21 protein-coding genes are annotated in these 18,698 nt (G+C 60.5%); 12 read left to right on the top strand and 9 right to left on the bottom strand.

Annotated features, from left to right (window positions below; all coding sequences use genetic code 11):
• Nucleotides 1–29: 29 nt before the first annotated feature.
• Nucleotides 30–347: a helix-turn-helix domain-containing protein gene (locus tag AB4O22_RS03240; RefSeq protein WP_028237368.1), complete on the top strand. Its 318-nt coding sequence runs from the start codon at nucleotides 30–32 to the stop codon at nucleotides 345–347.
• Between the two features lie 17 nt (nucleotides 348–364).
• Here AB4O22_RS03240 and AB4O22_RS03235 read toward each other — a convergent pair whose 3' ends face one another.
• Nucleotides 365–1,423 (bottom strand): MBL fold metallo-hydrolase, encoded by a 1,059-nt coding sequence (locus AB4O22_RS03235; protein ID WP_460095860.1) that lies wholly within the window; start codon nucleotides 1,421–1,423, stop codon nucleotides 365–367.
• 191 nt (nucleotides 1,424–1,614) lie between these two features.
• On the opposite strand from AB4O22_RS03235, the gene AB4O22_RS03230 reads away from it, so the two are divergent.
• Complete coding sequence (locus tag AB4O22_RS03230; protein WP_003204829.1) at nucleotides 1,615–2,223, top strand: TetR/AcrR family transcriptional regulator; 609 nt, start codon at nucleotides 1,615–1,617, stop codon at nucleotides 2,221–2,223.
• A gap of 23 nt (nucleotides 2,224–2,246) precedes the next feature.
• Here the strand turns inward: AB4O22_RS03230 and AB4O22_RS03225 are convergent, their stop codons facing one another.
• Both AB4O22_RS03225 and AB4O22_RS03220 read right to left on the bottom strand, forming a co-directional pair.
• A complete protein-coding gene (locus AB4O22_RS03225; protein ID WP_003204831.1) occupies nucleotides 2,247–2,780 on the bottom strand; it encodes a DUF1003 domain-containing protein in 534 nt (177 codons plus the stop codon).
• Nucleotides 2,781–2,873: 93 nt separating this feature from the next.
• The gene (locus tag AB4O22_RS03220; protein WP_027912232.1) at nucleotides 2,874–3,821 is read right to left on the bottom strand and encodes a LysR family transcriptional regulator; all 948 of its coding nucleotides are present in this window, start codon (nucleotides 3,819–3,821) and stop codon (nucleotides 2,874–2,876) included.
• Between the two features lie 14 nt (nucleotides 3,822–3,835).
• Here AB4O22_RS03220 and AB4O22_RS03215 point away from each other — a divergent pair, with 14 nt between their 5' ends.
• Nucleotides 3,836–4,546 (top strand): CTP synthase C-terminal region-related (seleno)protein, encoded by a 711-nt coding sequence (locus AB4O22_RS03215; protein WP_223472679.1) that lies wholly within the window; start codon nucleotides 3,836–3,838, stop codon nucleotides 4,544–4,546.
• Nucleotides 4,543–4,857 (top strand): antibiotic biosynthesis monooxygenase family protein, encoded by a 315-nt coding sequence (locus tag AB4O22_RS03210; protein ID WP_223472680.1) that lies wholly within the window; start codon nucleotides 4,543–4,545, stop codon nucleotides 4,855–4,857. Before AB4O22_RS03215 ends, AB4O22_RS03210 begins: the two co-directional genes overlap by 4 nt.
• 135 nt (nucleotides 4,858–4,992) lie before the next feature.
• Here AB4O22_RS03210 and AB4O22_RS03205 read toward each other — a convergent pair whose 3' ends face one another.
• Entirely contained in the window at nucleotides 4,993–5,319 is a 327-nt protein-coding gene (locus AB4O22_RS03205) for a DUF2025 family protein (RefSeq protein WP_003204839.1), read from the bottom strand.
• 245 nt (nucleotides 5,320–5,564) lie between these two features.
• Here AB4O22_RS03205 and AB4O22_RS03200 point away from each other — a divergent pair, with 245 nt between their 5' ends.
• The 3 genes from AB4O22_RS03200 (at nucleotide 5,565) to AB4O22_RS03190 (ending at nucleotide 8,330) form a co-directional block, all read left to right on the top strand.
• Nucleotides 5,565–6,692, top strand: a complete 1,128-nt coding sequence (locus AB4O22_RS03200) for a glycerophosphodiester phosphodiesterase (protein ID WP_223472682.1) — start codon at nucleotides 5,565–5,567, stop codon at nucleotides 6,690–6,692.
• 120 nt (nucleotides 6,693–6,812) lie between these two features.
• Nucleotides 6,813–7,127: a PepSY domain-containing protein gene (locus tag AB4O22_RS03195; RefSeq protein WP_013694086.1), complete on the top strand. Its 315-nt coding sequence runs from the start codon at nucleotides 6,813–6,815 to the stop codon at nucleotides 7,125–7,127.
• A gap of 180 nt (nucleotides 7,128–7,307) precedes the next feature.
• Entirely contained in the window at nucleotides 7,308–8,330 is a 1,023-nt protein-coding gene (locus AB4O22_RS03190) for a transporter (RefSeq protein WP_003204846.1), read from the top strand.
• Between the two features lie 65 nt (nucleotides 8,331–8,395).
• On the opposite strand, the gene AB4O22_RS03185 is transcribed toward AB4O22_RS03190, so the two are convergent.
• Nucleotides 8,396–10,021, bottom strand: coding sequence for a methyl-accepting chemotaxis protein (locus tag AB4O22_RS03185; RefSeq protein WP_460095859.1), 1,626 nt, complete (start codon nucleotides 10,019–10,021; stop codon nucleotides 8,396–8,398).
• A gap of 333 nt (nucleotides 10,022–10,354) precedes the next feature.
• On the opposite strand from AB4O22_RS03185, the gene AB4O22_RS03180 reads away from it, so the two are divergent.
• The 3 genes from AB4O22_RS03180 (at nucleotide 10,355) to AB4O22_RS03170 (ending at nucleotide 12,068) form a co-directional block, all read left to right on the top strand.
• Complete coding sequence (locus tag AB4O22_RS03180; protein WP_003204853.1) at nucleotides 10,355–10,498, top strand: hypothetical protein; 144 nt, start codon at nucleotides 10,355–10,357, stop codon at nucleotides 10,496–10,498.
• A gap of 37 nt (nucleotides 10,499–10,535) precedes the next feature.
• Nucleotides 10,536–10,766 (top strand): hypothetical protein, encoded by a 231-nt coding sequence (locus AB4O22_RS03175; RefSeq protein WP_003204855.1) that lies wholly within the window; start codon nucleotides 10,536–10,538, stop codon nucleotides 10,764–10,766.
• A gap of 102 nt (nucleotides 10,767–10,868) precedes the next feature.
• Nucleotides 10,869–12,068, top strand: coding sequence for an MFS transporter (locus AB4O22_RS03170; protein WP_003204857.1), 1,200 nt, complete (start codon nucleotides 10,869–10,871; stop codon nucleotides 12,066–12,068).
• Here the strand turns inward: AB4O22_RS03170 and arfB are convergent.
• Both arfB and AB4O22_RS03160 read right to left on the bottom strand, forming a co-directional pair.
• Nucleotides 12,065–12,478, bottom strand: a complete 414-nt coding sequence (arfB, locus tag AB4O22_RS03165) for an alternative ribosome rescue aminoacyl-tRNA hydrolase ArfB (protein ID WP_013694088.1) — start codon at nucleotides 12,476–12,478, stop codon at nucleotides 12,065–12,067. The genes AB4O22_RS03170 and arfB overlap by 4 nt on opposite strands.
• Nucleotides 12,479–12,666: 188 nt before the next feature.
• Nucleotides 12,667–14,088 carry an amino acid permease gene (locus AB4O22_RS03160; protein WP_038858465.1) on the bottom strand — a complete coding sequence of 474 codons (1,422 nt, stop codon included), beginning with the start codon at nucleotides 14,086–14,088 and terminating at the stop codon, nucleotides 12,667–12,669.
• Between the two features lie 658 nt (nucleotides 14,089–14,746).
• Here AB4O22_RS03160 and AB4O22_RS03155 point away from each other — a divergent pair.
• Complete coding sequence (locus tag AB4O22_RS03155; protein WP_003178782.1) at nucleotides 14,747–14,884, top strand: hypothetical protein; 138 nt, start codon at nucleotides 14,747–14,749, stop codon at nucleotides 14,882–14,884.
• Between the two features lie 92 nt (nucleotides 14,885–14,976).
• Entirely contained in the window at nucleotides 14,977–15,942 is a 966-nt protein-coding gene (locus AB4O22_RS03150; RefSeq protein WP_003204863.1) for a M29 family metallopeptidase, read from the top strand.
• Nucleotides 15,943–16,150: 208 nt separating this feature from the next.
• On the opposite strand, the gene rluB is transcribed toward AB4O22_RS03150, so the two are convergent.
• Together rluB and scpB are read right to left on the bottom strand one after the other, a co-directional pair.
• On the bottom strand, nucleotides 16,151–17,386 hold the full coding sequence (gene rluB, locus AB4O22_RS03145; protein WP_003204865.1) for a 23S rRNA pseudouridine(2605) synthase RluB: 1,236 nt from the start codon (nucleotides 17,384–17,386) through the stop codon (nucleotides 16,151–16,153).
• Nucleotides 17,387–17,736: 350 nt separating this feature from the next.
• Entirely contained in the window at nucleotides 17,737–18,696 is a 960-nt protein-coding gene (gene scpB, locus AB4O22_RS03140; RefSeq protein ID WP_003204867.1) for an SMC-Scp complex subunit ScpB, read from the bottom strand.
• Between the last annotated feature and the right edge of the window lie 2 nt (nucleotides 18,697–18,698).

Here is an 18,698-nt window from a genome sequence, read left to right as displayed (position 1 = left end):
TTTTTAATCCCACAGCTTTGGAGCCCCCCATGGCCTCTCTCGCAATCAAAACCACCCTGGAACGCATCGCTGTCTATCAATTCACCCCTGCTCACAGTGCACAGGCGCGAGTCATGCTGGGCTGGAGTGTCGAGGAACTGTCCCGCCAATCCGGCGTCTCGGTCCAGGCCATCCGCCGCTTCGAGGCCGGTGGCGAGTTGCTCGATGTGACTCGCCTGGCCCTGGCCTTTCGCCTGGAGGCCGAGGGCCTGGTGTTCTTCCCCGGCTTCGCACCGGGGCGCGGCATGAACATCAAGGGTGCGACGCCGGACCCGATGGGGCGCTCCGATTACGCAATGATTGAATAACGCCAATCCTGTAAGTGCTATGCGATACCGGCCTGGTCCTGGTACCCCGAGGGCTCCACGTCCAGCCACCAGGCGCGGCCACGTTGCGGATGCGTCAGGGTGAATGCTTCGCCCATTTGCGGCGTGGCAATGTAAACACTGCGCTCCCAGGCCAGGGCCAGGATGCGATCGAAGGGTTCATACCAGGCATGCATCGCCAGGTCGAACGTACCGTTGTGGATCGGCAGCAGCCAACGGCCCTTGAGATCTATATGAGCCTGCAGGGTCTGCTCCGGCTGCATGTGGACGTGGGGCCAATCGACGTTATAGGCGCCGGTTTCCATCAGCGTCAGGTCAAAGGGACCATATCGCTCGCCGATGCGTTTGAAACCCTCGAAGTAGCCGGTGTCGCCGCTGAAGAAGATTCGCGTGGCGTCGTCGATCATCACCCACGAGGCCCACAAGGTGCTGTTGCTGTCGAACAGGCCTCGCCCGGAAAAGTGCTGGGAGGGCGTGGCAACGAATTCGATACCGTCCACCTCGGTACCTTGCCACCAGTCCAGCTGACGCACCTTGCTGGCGTCGACCCCCCATTTGATCAGGGTGTCGCCCACGCCAAGGGGCGCCAGGAAGTGGCGAGTCTTGGCCGCCAGCTGGAGGATGGCCTGATGATCGAGGTGGTCGTAATGGTCGTGGGAAAGAATCACCGCTTCGATCGGCGGCAATTCTTCCAGGCTGATGGGCGGCTGATGAAAACGCTTAGGGCCGGCCCATTGCACAGGTGAGGCACGCTCGGAGAACACCGGGTCTGTCAGCCAGAATTTATCCCGCAGCTTGAGCAATAGGGTGGAATGGCCCAGGCGGAAGACGCTGGTGTTCGGCGCCGCCAGCAGCGCAGCGCGCGTCAGCGCTTGAACCTCGATGGCGCCCGAAGGCCGAGTGGTGCGCGGCTTGTGGAAGATCAGGTTCCAGATGATGCGCAGGGTGGTGCCAAAACCTTCCCGAGGCGTGAAGGCATGATTGCGATACTTGCCCTGTTCATGCCGGGATGCGTCATGGGCGGACGGATTGTCGGTCGAAAGAGAGGGAATGGTCATGGTGCGATAACTCCAAGGGCGTCGGCGCAATTGCGCTTCGCCGTTGTGGGACGCTGGATGGCCGTTGCATGCACGCTCAGCCGCTTGACTCTAGAAACTACACCACTCGGTGTAGTTTCTAGATTGCATGAATCCCGGGAGCAAGTAAACTGCCGAGTGTAAGTTCTCTCATCTCAACCGACGAATTGCCCATGACCGTACCGCAGCGCCTTACCGAGCGAAAACGCGAAGCCATCCTCCAGGCCGCGATTGCTGAATTCCGTAGCAGCGGTTTCGAGATCACCAGCATGGACAAGATCGCGGCGACTGCCGGCGTATCGAAGCGCACGGTGTATAACCATTTTCCGAGCAAGGAAGAATTGTTTGCCGAAATTCTGAATCGGTTATGGAACAGCATTACCGCAGAACAGGACATGCCCTACAGCCCGCAAAAGCCGCTACGGGAACAGCTTCAAACGTTGCTGCAAGCCAAACTGCATATGCTGGCGGACGAGAACTTCCTCGACCTGGCACGCATCGCCATCGCCGCAACCATTCATTCCCCGGAGCGTGCCCAGGACATGGTTTCGCGCATGGGCCAGCGTGAAGAAGGCCTGACGGCCTGGATTCGCCAAGCCCAGGCCGATGGTCGGTTGAAACCCGCGGAGCCGGCATTTGCCGCCCAGCAAATGCATGGGCTGCTCAAGACGTTCGCCTTCTGGCCGCAGGTTTCGATGGGGCAACCCAGCCTGACCCAGGATGAGCAGGCCCAGGTGATCGAATCGGCCCTCGACATGTTCCTGAGCCGTTACCAGGCTTGATCAGGAAGTCCTGGAATGTAGGGCTACTGCACCGATGGGTTGTGCACGACCTTCTGGTGCATTTCAGTGGTCAAGTTGTCGATACGCTCGGTCAATGCCTTGGTCATTTCCGTCAGGCGGGTGTTCTGCTCCAACAACTCAAGCAACTGCGCCGTATTCTGCGCGGCCTGGGCTTGGCGCTCGCTGTTGGCGATGGCCAAGGCTTCACGATGCTGAGCGTCGGCTTCCGCCTGGGCTTTGTCCCGAGCGGCCTGGCGGGTTTGCGCCAGCAAAATCAGCGGCGCGGCATAGGCCGACTGCAGGCTGAACGCCAGGTTCAGCAAAATGAACGGGTAGGCATCAAAATGAAAGACCCCCACCAGGTTCAGGCTGACCCATATCAGCACGATCAGGGTTTGCGCCCCGAGGAACATCGGCGTCCCGAAAAAACGCGCGAACGCCTCCGCTCTCAGCGCAAAGCGGTCATTGCCAAAGGTCGGCGCCAGATGCGCGTGAGGGCGATGAAAGCGCAAGTGGTCAACGGGTGCGGCGGGAGTGGGTTGGGAAGACTTCGTCATCGTGATGTTCTCTGCCAAGGGCTGGTGCTCAAGGCACTATAACCGTTGGGGAACCGTCATCCATTGCGTCATGCACACCCTACCCGTTAAAAGTCAGCGCCAGCGCAGATTGCGCCCCAGCTCATCGAACAAGGTCACCACCGAGCGCAAGGCCCGGCAGTCGGGGCGGGTCAGGAGCCACAGGGCTGTGTCATACCCCTCCAGCGGTTCCCCAAGGGGCATCAGCCCCTGGTGTTCATCGATCAGAAAGTCCGGCAGCGCCGCCACACCCAAGCCGGTTCGCACCAGTTCGGTGACCGAGAGCATGCTGTTGCAGCGATAGGCGGGCACCACGCCGGGTAGATGCTGGCGGCGCCAGGCCACGGTGGGGTGATCCGGGAGAAAATCGTCCGGCGCGATCCAAGTCATGGAAGCCAGGTCATCCGTATTCGCCGAGCGCAGGTAGGTGGCGCTGGCGCATACCCGGTAAGCCACATTGCCCAGATTTCGACCGACCAGGTGTTCCGGCGGCGTACGGGTCAGGCGTAACGCAATATCGGCATCGCGGCGGCTCAGGTTGGCGAAGTCGTTCGAGGTGCTCAGCTCAAGGGTCAACGCCGGATAAGCGGGCATGAAGCGCGCCAGCGCAGGTAGCAGCAACGCTTGCAGGACCGAGTCGCTGCACGTCAGGCGTACCGTCCCGCTGATGACCTCGCCGCCCTGCTCCACCCCCACCCGCGCCGCCTCCAAGGCCTGTTCGGCGCGCTCGGCTTGTTCGGCCAGTGCCTGGGCCAGGCCCGTGGGCAAGTACCCGGCACGGCTTTTTTCGAACAAGGGCTGGCCCAGGGCCGCCTCCAGCCGACGTACCGAACGAAACACCGTGGACACGTCCACCTGCAGCAGCCGCGCGGCCCGGGCCAGTGTGCCGCCACGGACCAGTGCGAGGATCAGGGACAGGTCGGGATAGTCCAGACGATAGTGCGCTGCTGCATTGATCACTTGGATAAACGCCAATATTGATTGCGTGAACGCCAATTTATAGTGGCGACCAGGAATCAACAAGCGGCGAGTCTCTCATGGAAAAACAGCGTCCTTTACACATCGCCCTGGTCGGCGACCACGACCCACATATCACCGCTCACCGGGCGATCCCCATCGCACTTGAGCTGGCCGGCGGACAAACCGGTCATGACATCCGCGTCCAATGGCTGGCAACGCCGCTCATCGCCGACAACGCAGTGCTGGAGGATTTCGACGGTATCTGGTGCGTGCCGGGCAGCCCCTACCAAAACGAAGCCGGCGCCTTGCAGGCGATTCGTTTTGCCCGCGAACAGCGTCGCCCTTTCCTGGGCACCTGCGGTGGTTTTCAACATGCCGTGCTGGAATTCGCCCGTAACGTGATGGGTTGGGCCGACGCCGCCCATGGCGAAACCGATCCCGAGGCTGAACGGGCGCTGTTGACGCCGTTGAGCTGCGCGCTGGTCGAAACCATCGACAGCCTGCAACTCGAGGCGGACTCGTTGATTGCCAAGGCCTATGGCCGCCTGATGGTATTTGAGGGCTACCATTGTCGCTTCGGGGTCAACCCGGACTTTGAAGAGGATTTGCTCAAGCAGCGCCTGCACCCCGTGGCCCGGGACTCGGCCGGCGGCCTGCGAGCGGTGGAGCTGCGGGATCATCCGTTCTTTGTCGCCACGCTGTTCCAGCCAGAACGTGCCGCATTGGAAGGGCGCTTGCCGCCGCTGGTCAGCGCGTTTGTCGAAGCCTGCGCCAGGACAACACCATGAGCGCCCACTACTACGCGGTGATTTTCACCTCCCTGCGCACCGAGGGGGACCAAGGCTACGCCGAAGCCGCCGAGCGTATGCTGGCCTTGGTTCAAGAGCAGCCGGGGTTTCTCGGTGTCGAATCGGCGCGTGGCGAAGATGGTCTGGGGATTACCGTGTCCTATTGGAGCGATGAAGCGGCGATCCTGGCCTGGAAGCAGCATCCCGAACACAGCGCGATCCGTGAGCGCGGCCGCTCCACCTGGTATACCCATTGCCATACGAGGGTGTGCAAGGTCGAACGCGACTATGCCTTCCAACGCCCAATCTGATGCCAGGAAAAAAACCTGTGGGAGCGAGCTTGCTCGCGATGGCGGTATGTCAGTCACGATAATGTTGGCTGATCCACCGCTATCGCGAGCAAGCTCGCTCCCACAGGATCTCTGTTCAACGCAAGATTGAGGGCTTCAGCCTTCCACCAACTGCCGCACCGCCACGATTTCCGGCAGGTCGCTGCGGGCCATGTACACCCGTAAAGGTTCGGAGAGGTTGATCCGGTCGTCGATGTGCTGGTCCAGCAGCAACTGGATGCGCTCGCGCTTGAGGGCCATGGTGCCGTCCGCCACGGGGGCCCAGACAAATTCGCAGGTGGGGATGATGCCGTCGTCGGCCACGTCCATGCCGAAGGCGTCTTCGCTGAACCGCACGATGTACTGGCCAGTCTTGCGGTTCAGGCCGACAAAACCCTTGAGCTGGTCGGCGGCCTGGCAGATGAATGTCGAAGTGGTGCGCATGGTAAACCTCATGGATACGTCCCTCGGGACGTCTGATCAATGGTTTACACGCAGGGCAAGCGGACACAGGATTTAAGGTTTCCCTCTGCCGGGGAAACTGATCCGGCAAGGGTACTGCAAAGCGGTCTGGAAATGCGTGGGAAAAATCTTCTTTGCACAGGTTTATGTCGGTATGGCGATAGCGCCGACAGCGTTCAGTTGTTAAAAGATAGTTTTTTGCACACACCCACGAAAGGATTTCGAGCATGCCTGTCACCTTCACCCGCACCGCCTTGATGCTGAGCCTGTTGCTCGGCTTCGGCCAGACCCAAGCGTCCGAGGCCCCAAGCCCCAAGGCCCTGGCAGCCCTCCAGGGTATTCCACATCCGGCGGTCATCGCCCACCGCGGCGCCTCGTTCGACGCGCCGGAATCCACCGCTGCTGCCTACAAGCTGGCCCGCGACCTGGGCGCCGACTACCTGGAACTGGACCTGCAACGCAGCAAGGACGGCGTGTTGTTCGTCCTGCATGACGACAGCCTGCTGCGCACAACGGATGTCGCGGTCAAATTCCCCGAGCGCAAGGACAGCACCGCCAACGAATTCACCATGGCGGAGCTCAAAACCCTCGATGCCGGCAGTTGGTTCAACACCGCTTACCCGGACCGCGCGCGACCTTCGTTCGCCGGCCTGAAAATCCTGACCCTCGATGAAGTGATCAATATCGCCGAGGGCAACCCGCAGCAAAAACCCGGGCTGTACATCGAGACCAAGGCGCCGAAGCTGTTCCCCGGCATCGAGCGCGACCTGAAGGACAAACTGCAGGACCGCGGTTGGCTGAGCCCGGCCGGGTCGAAACTGGCCAAGCGCGCCACGGGTGTCGGCCAGGGCAAAGGCAAAGTGGTCTTGCAGACCTTTGAAAAGAGCAGTCTCGAACTGCTGCACAAAGAGATGCCGAAGGTGCCGAAGATCCTGCTGTTGTGGGTGGGCGAAGGCAACATCGAGCCCAAGTCCAAGGTGCCTTTTGCCGAGTCCGGCGAAACGGACAAGGCCGCCTATTACGCCAAGCAGGAACCCAAGGACAAGGCTGAATTCGAAAAATGGATTCAGTATGCCAAGGCCCAGGGCGCCATTGGTACTGGGCCATCCGCGGCGTTGACCCATGGCGGCAGCCAGAGTTACGCGGACCTGGTGCAGCCATGGATGAACCAGTACACCCATGACCAGGGCCTGCTGGTGCATGTCTACACTGTTGATGAGCCGGTGGACTTCAAGAAAGTGATGAACGCCGGCGTGGATGGCATTTTCACCAATCGGGCCAGTGAGTTGCTCAAGTACTTCAAGCGTCCCGAAACAGGCAGTGTGGCGCAACTATTGGAGAAGAACGGTTACTGAGGAATCAGGGCCGGATCGGTGCAGTCGCTGCAAGTTTTCCGAATTAAGGGTGAATTAAGTTGCCACAGATAATCTGAGCCCACTTAAACGAATCACCCTTTAACGACAAAGGAAAGACCTATGAAAACTTTGACTGCCCTGTTTACCGCTGCCGCCCTGACCCTCACCGCTGGCCTGGCCCAGGCGAAGGATGTTCCGGCCACCCAGATTCCCCAACTGGTCAAGGAAGGCAAGATCAAATCTATGGACGAACTTAAGCAGATCGTCGAGAAACTGCACCCGGGAGCGACCATCGGACTTGCTGACTTGGATGAGCGTTTCAACGGTTATGAATACGAAGTTGAAGTACGTTACCCAGATGGCAGAGAGTTTGACGTTGAACTCAATGCCGCTACCGGAGAGGTCTTGGAAAACAAACAAGACCGAGATGACTGATTTAATCCATGTAGAGCCGCGCAACTTTCAAGTTGCGCGGCTCTTTTGCGTGCGTATGTAAACGGCTAACGGTCCAAGTGACACAGCCACCTGTCACAAAACCTTCAAAAAACCCTGCAATGATGCCGCTCAAGTGACCCTGTTGTCGCCGCGACAGGCACTCCCCGCCAGCGAGCCCTCATGAACCACAGCATCGACCAAAGCCATCGCGATCCGGACCTGTTCGGCCTGCTTTACGGATTTCGTTTCCGCCCCGGCGAGCGTGGCAGGGAGATCGATTCGGCCCAGGCCCTGCAAAGCCTGCAACAACCGCAAGACGCCGACGAATTCCTCTGGCTGCACCTGAACCTGGCCCACGCTGCCTGCGAGCGCTGGATGAAAAGCCACCTGGCCTTGCCCCAGGAATTCTTCGAAGCCCTGCACGAAGGCTCGCGCTCGACCCGCATCGAACATGTGGACTCGGCATTGCTGGCGGTGGTGAACGATGTGGTGTTCAACCTCAGCAACCTGGTGTCCTCGGATGTATCGACGTTGTGGGTTTGCGTGCACAGTCGGCTGATCATCAGCGCGCGGCTGCAACCTTTGCACTCGGTCGACAAGCTGCGCTCATCGGTCAAGGCCGGCGAGTGCTTTCGCTCACCGCTGGAACTGCTCGTGCATCTGCTGCGCGACCAAGGCGAAGTGCTGACCCAGATCGTGCGCAAGACCAGCCTCAACGTCGATCAGATCGAAGACCAACTGCTCTCTTCGCGACTGTCCACCAACCGCTCCGAGTTGGGCGCCCAGCGCCGAGTGCTGGTACGCCTGCAACGCCTGCTGGCCCTGGAGCCAGGCTCGTTGCTGCGCCTGCTCAACCGCCCACCGCAATGGCTGCAGAAGGAAGACGTCAAGGAGTTGCGCAAGTCCACCGAGGAGTTCGCCCTGATCATCAACGACCTCACCGCCCTGGGCGAGCGGATCAAGCTGCTGCAGGAAGAGATCGCCGCCAACCTCAACGAACAAAGCAACCGCACGCTGTTCACCCTGACGGTGGTCACGGTCCTGGCATTGCCCATCAACATCATTGCCGGTTTCTTCGGCATGAACGTCGGCGGCGTGCCGCTGGCCGGTGATCCGGAGGGCTTCTGGATCCTGGTGGCGCTGGTGGCAACCTTCACCGTGATTGCAGGCCGATGGGCATTTCGCAAGCGGCGCGATTATTGAGATTGATCCACCTCAGGTTCGCACAAGCTTTTGTGGCGAGGGAGCTTGCTCCCTCGCCACTGGGGTTAGGCACTCAACCGCGCCGTCACTTCATTCAACTGCCCCGACAACCCATGCAAATCCCGACTGGCCGCTTCGGTGCGCTGCACATTGTCGAGGTTGGTGCTGGCGATGCAGGTGATTTCGGTGAGGTTGCGCGAGATGTCTTCGGCCACGGAGGTCTGCTCTTCCGCGGCGGTGGCGATCTGGCGGTTCATGTCGCGAATCGCTTCCACCGCCTGGGTGATGCGTTCCAGCATGGCGCCGGCCTGGGTCACCTGCTCGACACTTTCTTCACTGCGCGACTGCCCGCTTTCGATGGCCTGGGCCGCGTCCACTGCGCCAGTCTGCACGGTCTGGATAATCTGATTGATCTCGATGATCGATGACGCCGTGCGCTGGGCCAAGTTGCGAACCTCATCGGCGACCACCGCGAAACCACGTCCGGCCTCCCCCGCCCGGGCCGCTTCGATGGCAGCGTTGAGGGCCAGCAGGTTGGTCTGCTCGGCAATCCCGCGAATCACTTCAAGCACTTTACCGATGCGCCCGCTGTCGGTTTCCAGACGACGGATCACCGTGGCCGTGTTGGCAATCTCGCCGCGCATCTGGGTGATGGTGTGGATAGTGCCCTGCATCACTTTCTCGCCCTGCTGCGCCGAGTGATCGGCATCATCGGCAGCCCGCGCCGCATCGGCGGCATGGCGGGCAACTTCCTGGGCGGTGGCGGACATCTCGTTCATTGCCGTTGCCGCCTGATCGGTGCGTTCGAATTGTTCGCTGGTGCCTTGGCTCATCAGGCTGGCGATGGCATTGAGTTCACCGCTGGCACTGTCCAGCTCCGTGGCACTGCGTTGCAGGCGCGTGAAGGTTTCGGCGAGGAAATCGCGCAAGGTATTGGCCGCCAGGGCGAGATCGCCCAGTTCGTCCTGGCGATTGCTGACGACCCGCTCGGCGAAACGACCGTGACTCAATTGGGTCACGTATGCGATCAGGTTGCGGATAGGCTGCACCAGATTGCGGTTGACCATCCACAGGCTGAACACCCCAATCAGCAGGCCTGAGACCAGCATCACCACAGTACCCAGCAGAATGGTCCGGTCGGCCCCGGTACTGATCGACACCGATTGCTCGCTGCCCATCTTGTGCAACTCAGCGACCAGCTCACTCATCTGCTCACTGGCAGCACGGTCGACGCCCTTGACGGCTGCATCACCAGCCGTCGCGTCAGCACCTGCCGCCACAAACGCGTCCCGGCCCTTCTGGTACGCCGAACCCAACTGACGGTGTTCGTCCCGCAGGCGTTCAATGCGCGCCTTGATTTGGGCTGGGAGGTCCTTGTGCCCGATCAACTCCCCCAGAATGCCCTGGACATCGTGCTGGCGTTCCTCGAATTGCTTCCAGTACTTATCCAGGTCCGCAGGCTGCTTGCCGCGCAACAGGACGTTTTTCCATTCCTGGACCTGCACCTTGAATTGCAGGTTGGCCTCGTCGATCAATTGTGAGGCGCGCAACGGGCCATCAATCAGCTGGCGATAATTCTGGACACCCTCGGACAGGAAATGAAAGGACGCCAGGGCGATCAGCAGCATCGCCAACAGACTGCCGCTGAGCAGGGCAAGGATCTGGGCTCTCAAGGATTTTTGTAGAAACATGGAAAGAATCTCGTGGGGGTAAAAAGAGCTAACGACGCCCCGACTTCCATGTCCGGTGTCGAAACCGAATGCCAAAGGATTTGTACAGACCATCGGCCTTGCAGAGGCATTCTTGAGCCTTGCCGACCACTGGTAACGGCCGGTAGCCGGGGCTGAAAAAGTTGCGCCAGGACGCCGCACGGAGGGATTGGTCATGACTTGTCCAGACAATCCCTTTTGTCGGCCCGACGGGATTTAAAAGTCTTTTTGTCATTTCTCCTGCTGTATCCTGCCCAGGCTTTGTAAAAGCGCGGATCTACCAGATCTATCCACAGACTTTGCGAGGAGCGCGATATGCACGAGATCCCTAATCTCCCCTTCCCAAGCCTGCACGACACTGAGCAGACGACCACGCTACAAGCCGGGGGGCAAGCAGACGCCCAGCAACCCGAGCCTAAAGAAGCCACTGAACGCCGCCAGGCCGACAGCGAAGACTGATTGACCCGCACCACCAGACCGTGTGGAAAGCGCTAAGATGCGCTTTCCACACTGCCTGAATCCCGAGCCCTCCATGACCGATGACACCCCTCCATTCAGCGAAGCCCAGGCCAGCGTGCTGATCGGCACTGCCGAAAAAATGGTCGAGATCTGGACCCGCCTTCCTGCCGAGAAACAAGCAGCCCTGCTGGCGCGCTTTGGCAGCGAAGAAAACGCCATCGCCGCACTGGTGACCACACGCCTGGTCAGCGGTGAGAACGGCAGCTGAACCACCATTGGGCAAATAGTTTTACTTTTCCCCGCCCTGACCCCACGGTCGCCGTTATCATAAGCAGCCTACCTATCCTGCTGCTCCGTGGACCTTTACCCCATGTCAGATTCCCAGCGCCCCCTGGCGGTCACGCTGCAAGTCGTTTCCATCGTCCTGTTCACATTCATCGGCTACCTGAATATCGGCATTCCCCTGGCCGTACTGCCCGGGTTCGTCCACGGCGAACTGGGCTTCGGCGCGGTGATCGCCGGGTTGGTGATCAGCGTGCAATACCTGGCCACTCTGCTCAGTCGTCCTTATGCAGGGCGAATCATCGATAACCTGGGAAGCAAGCGCGCGGTGATGTTCGGCCTCGCCGGCTGCGGGCTGAGTGGTGTGTTCATGCTGGTGTCTGCCTGGACGCCCCACCTGCCAACGTTCAGCCTGATCAGCCTGCTGATCGGTCGCCTGGTGCTCGGTAGCGCGGAAAGCCTGGTGGGCTCCGGTTCGATTGGCTGGGGCATCGGCCGGGTCGGCGCGGCGAATACCGCCAAGGTGATTTCCTGGAACGGTATCGCCAGTTACGGCGCGCTGGCGATTGGCGCACCGCTGGGGGTGTGGCTGGTCAATGCGCTGGGGCTATGGAGCATGGGCGTGAGCATTATCTTGCTCGGCTTGCTGGGGTTGGCATTGGCCTGGCGCAAAACCGCCGCGCCCATCGTCACTGGCGAACGCCTGCCGTTCATGCACGTGCTGGGACGCGTGCTGCCACACGGCTGCGGCCTGGCCCTGGGTTCCATCGGGTTTGGCACCATCGCGACCTTCATCACCCTGTACTACGCCACCCAGCACTGGGACAACGCCGTGCTGTGCCTGAGCCTGTTCGGCGCCAGCTTCATCGGCGCGCGCCTGCTGTTCGGCAACCTGATCAACCGTCTGGGCGGCTTTCGTGTGGCGATTGCCTGCCTGTCGGTGGAAACCCTGGGCCTGTTGCTGTTGTGGCTCGCACCGGATGCCCACTGGGCCCTGGCGGGCGCGGCGTTGAGCGGCTTCGGCTTTTCCCTGGTGTTTCCGGCGCTGGGCGTGGAAGCGGTCAACCTGGTGCCGGCCTCCAGCCGCGGGGCGGCGGTGGGTGCTTATTCACTGTTCATTGATTTGTCGCTGGGGATCACCGGACCGCTGGCCGGTGCGATTGCCGCGGGCTTCGGCTTTGCCTCGATCTTTCTATTCGCCGCACTGGCGGCCCTGGGCGGGTTGGCATTGAGCGTCTACCTGTACCGACAGGCGCCGAGGCATCGCCAGGAACGGGAGAAAAGCTAGAAGTCCACCTTGCCGCGCCCGGCCTTGATCGAGCCGCGCTTGGTCTTGGATTCCAGGCGACGCTTTTTCGAACCCAGGGTCGGTTTGGTCGGACGGCGCTTCTTTTCGACCTTGGTGGCGCTGAGGATCAGTTCGGTCAGGCGCTCCAGGGCATCGGCCCGGTTCTGTTCCTGCGTACGGTATTGCTGGGCCTTGATGATCAATACACCATCGCTGGTAATGCGACTGTCGCGCAGGGCCAGCAGCCGCTCCTTGTAGAACTCGGGCAGCGACGAGGCCGGAATGTCGAAGCGCAAATGCACGGCGCTGGAAACCTTGTTGACGTTCTGCCCCCCTGCCCCTTGGGCGCGGATGGCCGTCAGCTCGATCTCGGCGTCCGGGATGTGCACGGTGTTGGAAATCGCCAGCATGGAAAGTATCCGGTATCAGGACCCACAGGATACTCGAAACCGCTGGAATGAGGCTTGTGAGAGCCTGGCCTGTGGAGAGGTCTGTGGGAGCAAGGCCTTGCTTCCACAGACCTTGTTCCCACAGATTTTGTACCTTCCTTGAACGACAAACCCGGCACTTGGCCGGGTTTGTTGTATTTCAGGCTTGCTTACTTGGTGGCAGCCGCTACAGCCAGTTCATGCCGGGCACTGCGCTTGTTCTTGATCACGTAGCACACCCACATGAACACCACCCACACCGGAATCGCATAGACCGATACCTGGATGCCGGGGATCAGCAACATCACGCCCAGGATGAACACCACGAACGCCAGGCAGATGTAGTTGCCGTACGGGTACCACAGCGCCTTGAACAGCGGCGTCTGGCGGGTCTGGTTCATGTGCTGGCGGAACTTGAAGTGCGAGTAGCTGATCATCGCCCAGTTGATCACCAAGGTCGCGACCACCAGCGACATCAGCAGCTCCAGCGCATGCTGCGGGATCAGGTAGTTCAACAGCACCGCCACCAGAGTGACAGCCGCCGACGCAAGGATCGAACGCACCGGCACGCCGCGCTTGTCGATCTTGGACAAGGCCTTGGGCGCATCGCCCTGCTCGGCCATGCCCAGCAACATGCGGCTGTTGCAATAGGTGCCGCTGTTGTACACCGACAGCGCGGCGGTGAGCACCACGAAGTTGAGGATATGCGCCGCAGTGTTGCTGCCCAGCATCGAGAACACCTGCACGAACGGGCTGCCGCTGTAGGCATCGCCGGAAGCGTTGAGCGTGGTCAGCAGGCTGTCCCAAGGGGTCAGGGACAACAGCACCACGAGCGCACCGATGTAGAAAATCAGGATCCGGTAGATCACCTGGTTGATGGCCTTGGGGATCACGGTTTTCGGTTTGTCGGCCTCAGCGGCGGTGAAACCGAGCATTTCCAGGCCACCGAAAGAGAACATGATGATCGCCATGGCCATCACCAGCCCGCTCACACCGTTGGGGAAGAACCCGCCGTGGGACCACAGGTTGGTCACCGACGCCTGCGGCCCGCCATGGCCACTGACCAGCAAATAGCTGCCCAGGGCAATCATGCCGACAATCGCCACGACCTTGATGATCGCGAACCAGAACTCGGCCTCGCCGAAGACTTTGACGTTGGCCAGGTTGATGGCGTTGATCAGGATGAAAAATGCCGCCGCCGAGACCCAGGTCGGAATGTCCGGGGCCCAGTAATGGATGTACTTGCCGACTGCAGTCAGTTCGGACATGCCCACCAGGATGTAGAGAATCCAGCAGTTCCAACCCGAGAGGAACCCGGCGAAACCGCCCCAGTACTTATGGGCAAAGTGGCTGAAGGAACCGGCCACCGGCTCTTCGACGATCATTTCACCCAACTGGCGCATGATCATGAAGGCGATGAAGCCGCAGATGGCGTAGCCAAGGATCATCGACGGGCCGGCTGATTTCAGCACCCCCGCCGAGCCGAGGAACAGGCCGGTGCCGATCGCGCCACCGAGGGCGATCAGTTGAATGTGGCGATTTTTCAGGCCGCGTTTCAGCTCGCCCGAATGCGTATTTTCTACAACGGTCATGCGTCACCTATTTGTTTTTATCTGTGACGAAATCGAACCCGACACGCTTATGACGTGGCGGAGTGAACAAGGCGGATAACCTTGAAAATGCGTGGGTACGCTAAGGGTCACAGTAAAACGCCGCGCATTGTACACTGCGGCCCTCCTGCTGCCAGACACCACCGGATCAGCGTCTTACCCCGCACTTCAGGTATGGCGCGCATCTGACCCTTCCCCTTGGCCTGAAACAAGCGCTGCGAAGTATCAGAAAACTCGTCAAACCGGGGCCCTCGGCAGCTTTTTCTTACAGCCATCCGAAACGCCGATAGAGGCCCGTTCACAAGGCAAAAATCGTCAGCATTCCTTTACGGTGCGTAACGCAAACTTTCCAAGCAGGAAATTTCCGGGGGCTGACTGCAAATTGACGGTAGGTAGCTACCTATTTAAAAAAACACCCAGGCGGCTGTTTTTGAATGACTAATGCCGTCGCTGAAAATGGAACAAAAAGTTCAAACAAAAAAAATAAAATTATTTTTTTGCAATCCAAAAATCCCTCGACTAGGTTTTCAGCGACTTGCCCAGGCATCGTGCCGACAAGTTCTGCGGTGCCGTTGCCGGCCTGTTTCCATTCGCCGAATCGAGCCGCTTATTTCCATAAAAGTCATCTAGGAGATTCACTATGCAAGCACTGGACAAAGACTTGGAAACCGAACTGCAACTGGACGAATGGTTTGAAGCCCCAACCCATGAAGCCGCCGTTGAAATGATGCAGGCCGATGCCGTCGTTCCATTCGGCACGGCGATGTGGCCTCTGTAGGCACCGCCCGGCGGAGGCGATCCGGCCGGTCGACTCCGCCACTTTTGCCGGTTGTCAGGGACGTTTAATGAACTTGTCAGGGAAGAATAAGCATGGACACACAACGAGCCATCTCACATTTCCTTTACTACCTCGAACACCATCCCGCCCTGGCCGGCATCCAGCCCGCCAAGGTGTTGCTCGGCCATACCGCTGACTACGAAGCGCTGACCGGCGCCATCGCCGAACAGGCCGGCAGCGGCTCGCCCTTCCGGTTCAGCGCCATGCGCCTGGACCTTGAACCCACGGAACGCCTGTCCAAGGCCATTGCCGACAGCGATCTGTATATTTTCTTCTACGACTCCTCCACCCTGCCCAACCCTCGCCCCGACGGCCCGGACTTTGTCCGCGCACTGCAAGGCGTGATGGCCGACAACTGGAAGAAATCGCTGCTGTTCAAGGACTACGGCGACTACTTCTATGACACTTTCAGCGTGATTCCCCAGCGTATCGCCGGGCTCAACAGTCACCTGATCCGGCGCATGTCCCAGGCGACGACCCTGAGTTTCCAGGATGACCACGGTTCGTATTTCGACACCGCCCTGGGCGGCGTGAAGAAATGGACCGACATCAACGGCCTCGGCAACTACGATCTGGCCCCCGGCGAAATCGCTACTCACAGCGACACCATCAATGGCCGAGTGAATTTTGTCGGCACCTTCCTGAGCACCATCCCGTTCGCGCGCAAATACGGCGTCCTGCAATCGCCGCTGGAGCTGTGGATCGAAGACTCCACCATCCAGAAAATCGCCACCGAGGTGCCGGGTCTGGAGCACGACTTCAACAAATACCTGGACGCCAACCCGTCCAACCGCCGCATCGAGGAACTGGGGATCGGCACCAACGAAGGGGTCAAGAGCCTGTACGCCCGCAATGCCGGTTTCGAGGAGCGCCATTGCGGCCTGCACCTGGGGCTCGGCGGCGGGGCCAAGGGCAGCCATCACCTGGATCTGATTTTCGAGAAGGGGATGTTGGCGCTGGATAATGAGCCGATGTTTGATGGGCGGTTTGTGCTTTAGGTTGGGATTTCTGCAAGGCTGATGCCTCCATCGCGAGCAAGCTCGCTCCCACACTGGAACGGTGTCGAACACCTATCTCCATCCACCGAAGATCAACTGTGGGAGCGAGCTTGCTCGCGATAGCGAACTCACCGGCACCGCATCACTAAAGTCTGCTCAAAAAAAAAGCCAACTCGAAAGTTGGCTTTTTTTCATGGGCGCTCGCCGATCACTCCGGCTTACGACGCCCAAACCCCGGACGCTGTCCCGAACCTGCCGGTGCACCACGGCGTTTACCCGATGGCGCATCGCGATCGGCCAGGACGATACCCGGGCGCTTTTTCGGCGCGGGCTTGGCCGGGCGCTTGGTGTCGGCCGGGCGATCGGCGACTGGCGTACCGCGGCCAGCCGGAGCACCGCGCCCTTCACCACGTTCAGTCCGACCGTTGGCCGGACGCGGCGTGCGTGGACCACGCTCACCGTCCTGACGCGGAGCAGGCTTGCGGGCCGGGCGTTCGCCTTCGATCTGCGGCTCGCGCGAAGGACGCGGACCGGTCGGTGCGCCTTCGGCAGCCGGACGCAGCGTACGCACGCGCTCGGTCTTGCCCATCGGGCGCGAGGATTTACGCTGCATCCGCTCCAGCTTGTCCTTGCTCTTGGCGGTCATCTGCGGCATTGCCACGGGCTTGAGGCCCACTTCGGCTGCCAGGATGTCGACTTCGTACTGGCTCATTTCGCGCCAGCGGCCCATCGGCAGGTCGGAATTGAGGAACACCGGACCGAAACGCACGCGCTTGAGGCGGCTGACCACCAGCCCCTGGGATTCCCACAGGCGACGTACTTCACGGTTACGACCTTCCATCACCACGCAGTGGTACCAGTGGTTGAAGCCTTCACCGCCGGGCGCCTGCTTGATGTCGGTGAAACGCGCCGGGCCGTCTTCCAGCACGACGCCGGCCTTGAGGCGCTCGATCATCTCGTCGTCGACTTCGCCACGCACACGCACGGCGTATTCGCGGTCCATCTCGTAGGACGGGTGCATCAAGCGGTTGGCCAGTTCACCGTCGGTGGTGAACATCAGCAAACCGGTGGTGTTGATGTCCAGGCGACCGATGTTGATCCAACGGCCTTCTTTGGGACGCGGCATCTTGTCGAACACGGTCGGACGGCCTTCCGGGTCGTCACGGGTGCAGATCTCGCCGTCGGGCTTGTTGTACATGATCACGCGACGCACCGTTTCGGCGGCCTCTTCGCGCTTGATCACCTTGCCATCGATGGTGATGGCGTCGTGCATGTCGACACGCAGGCCCAAGGTGGCATCTTTGCCATTGACCTTGATCCGGCCCTGGGTGATCCAGGCTTCCACGTCACGGCGCGAGCCGACGCCGATACGGGCGAGGACTTTTTGCAGCTTTTCGCCTGCTGGGCCGATTTCCTGGCTGTCGTTCTGGTCTTGGTCTTTCATTCTGGGCACCTCCCGGTGTGGTCGAGCCAGGCTTGGCCTGACGCTTTGAAAACGGGTCTTCGACGAAGGGATCGCCAAAGGGTCGCGAATCATACGCTCGTTGAGGCGATTGCGCATCAGAGACTAGCTGATCAACGCGCGCCCGGCGCTTTTTCCGCCGACCGGTGCGGCGCACGAATCATGTGGGAGCGAGCCTGCTCGCGATTGCCGGTGTTGACTGTCAGACCGCTATCGCGAGCAAGCTCGCTCCCACAGGGATTGGGATGCACCGGGTTCCTGTGACCGCCGCAGATCCACTGTGGGAGCGAGCTTGCTCGCGATAGCGGAGGTCCAATCACCAAAAAATCGGATCAGTCGTCGAACTGTCGCCGTTCGTTCTCGATCGCTTCGGCCAAGGCGCGGGCTTCGGCTTCTTCATCACTCAGTTCGGGTTCCGGCAGCTGGAGGGCGGCGACGGCGGCCAGCAGCTTTTCCCGGGCTTGGGCAACGCCGAGGATGTCTTCTTCCGGTTCCGGTTCCGCTTCTGGCTCTGGCTCTGGTTCCGCCTCGCTGTCAGGCTCCGGCAACTCATCTGTCTCGCTTTCTGGCCCCGGCCCCTCACGCAGCAGGTCGTCGAAATCGGTCTTCAAGCCCTCCTCCATGGTGTCCAGCTCCAGCAACAACGAGTGGAAACTGGTCTCTTCCTTCGGCTCCTCGGGCTCGGCACTGGCGTCGGCCAGTTCCTGCAGGCCCTGGGGCACCGGGGCGTCGTCGAACTCCAGCATAGGCTCGGGTTCCAGCTCCCGCAGTTCGGCCAGTGGCGGCAAATCATCGAGGTTCTTCAGGTTGAAGTGATCGAGAAAGGCCTTGGTGGTGGCGAACATCGCCGGTTTGCCCGGCACATCTCGATAGCCGACGACACGGATCCACTCGCGCTCCAACAGCGTCTTGACGATATGGCTGTTGACCGCCACGCCGCGCACATCTTCGATCTCGCCACGGGTGATCGGTTGGCGATAGGCAATCAATGCCATGGTTTCGAGCATGGCGCGGGAGTAGCGCTGCGGCCGCTCCTCCCACAGGCGCCCGACCCATGGCGCGAACTTCTCGCGGATCTGCAGGCGATAACCGGACGCCACTTCCTTGAGCTCGAAGGCCCGCCCCTCGCAGGATTTGCCCAACAGCGTCAGGGCTTTCTTGAATACGGCCGGCTCAGGTCGTTCGCCTTCTTCGAAGAGTTCGAACAGGCGCTCCATCGATTGCGGCTTTCCCGAGGCCAACAGGAAAGCTTCAAGCAAGGGGGCCAGCTCGCGGGGTTCAGTCAGATTCATTG

Source organism: Pseudomonas sp. S3_B11 (assembly GCF_054667715.1).
This window is presented reverse-complemented; position numbering and strand designations above follow the sequence as displayed.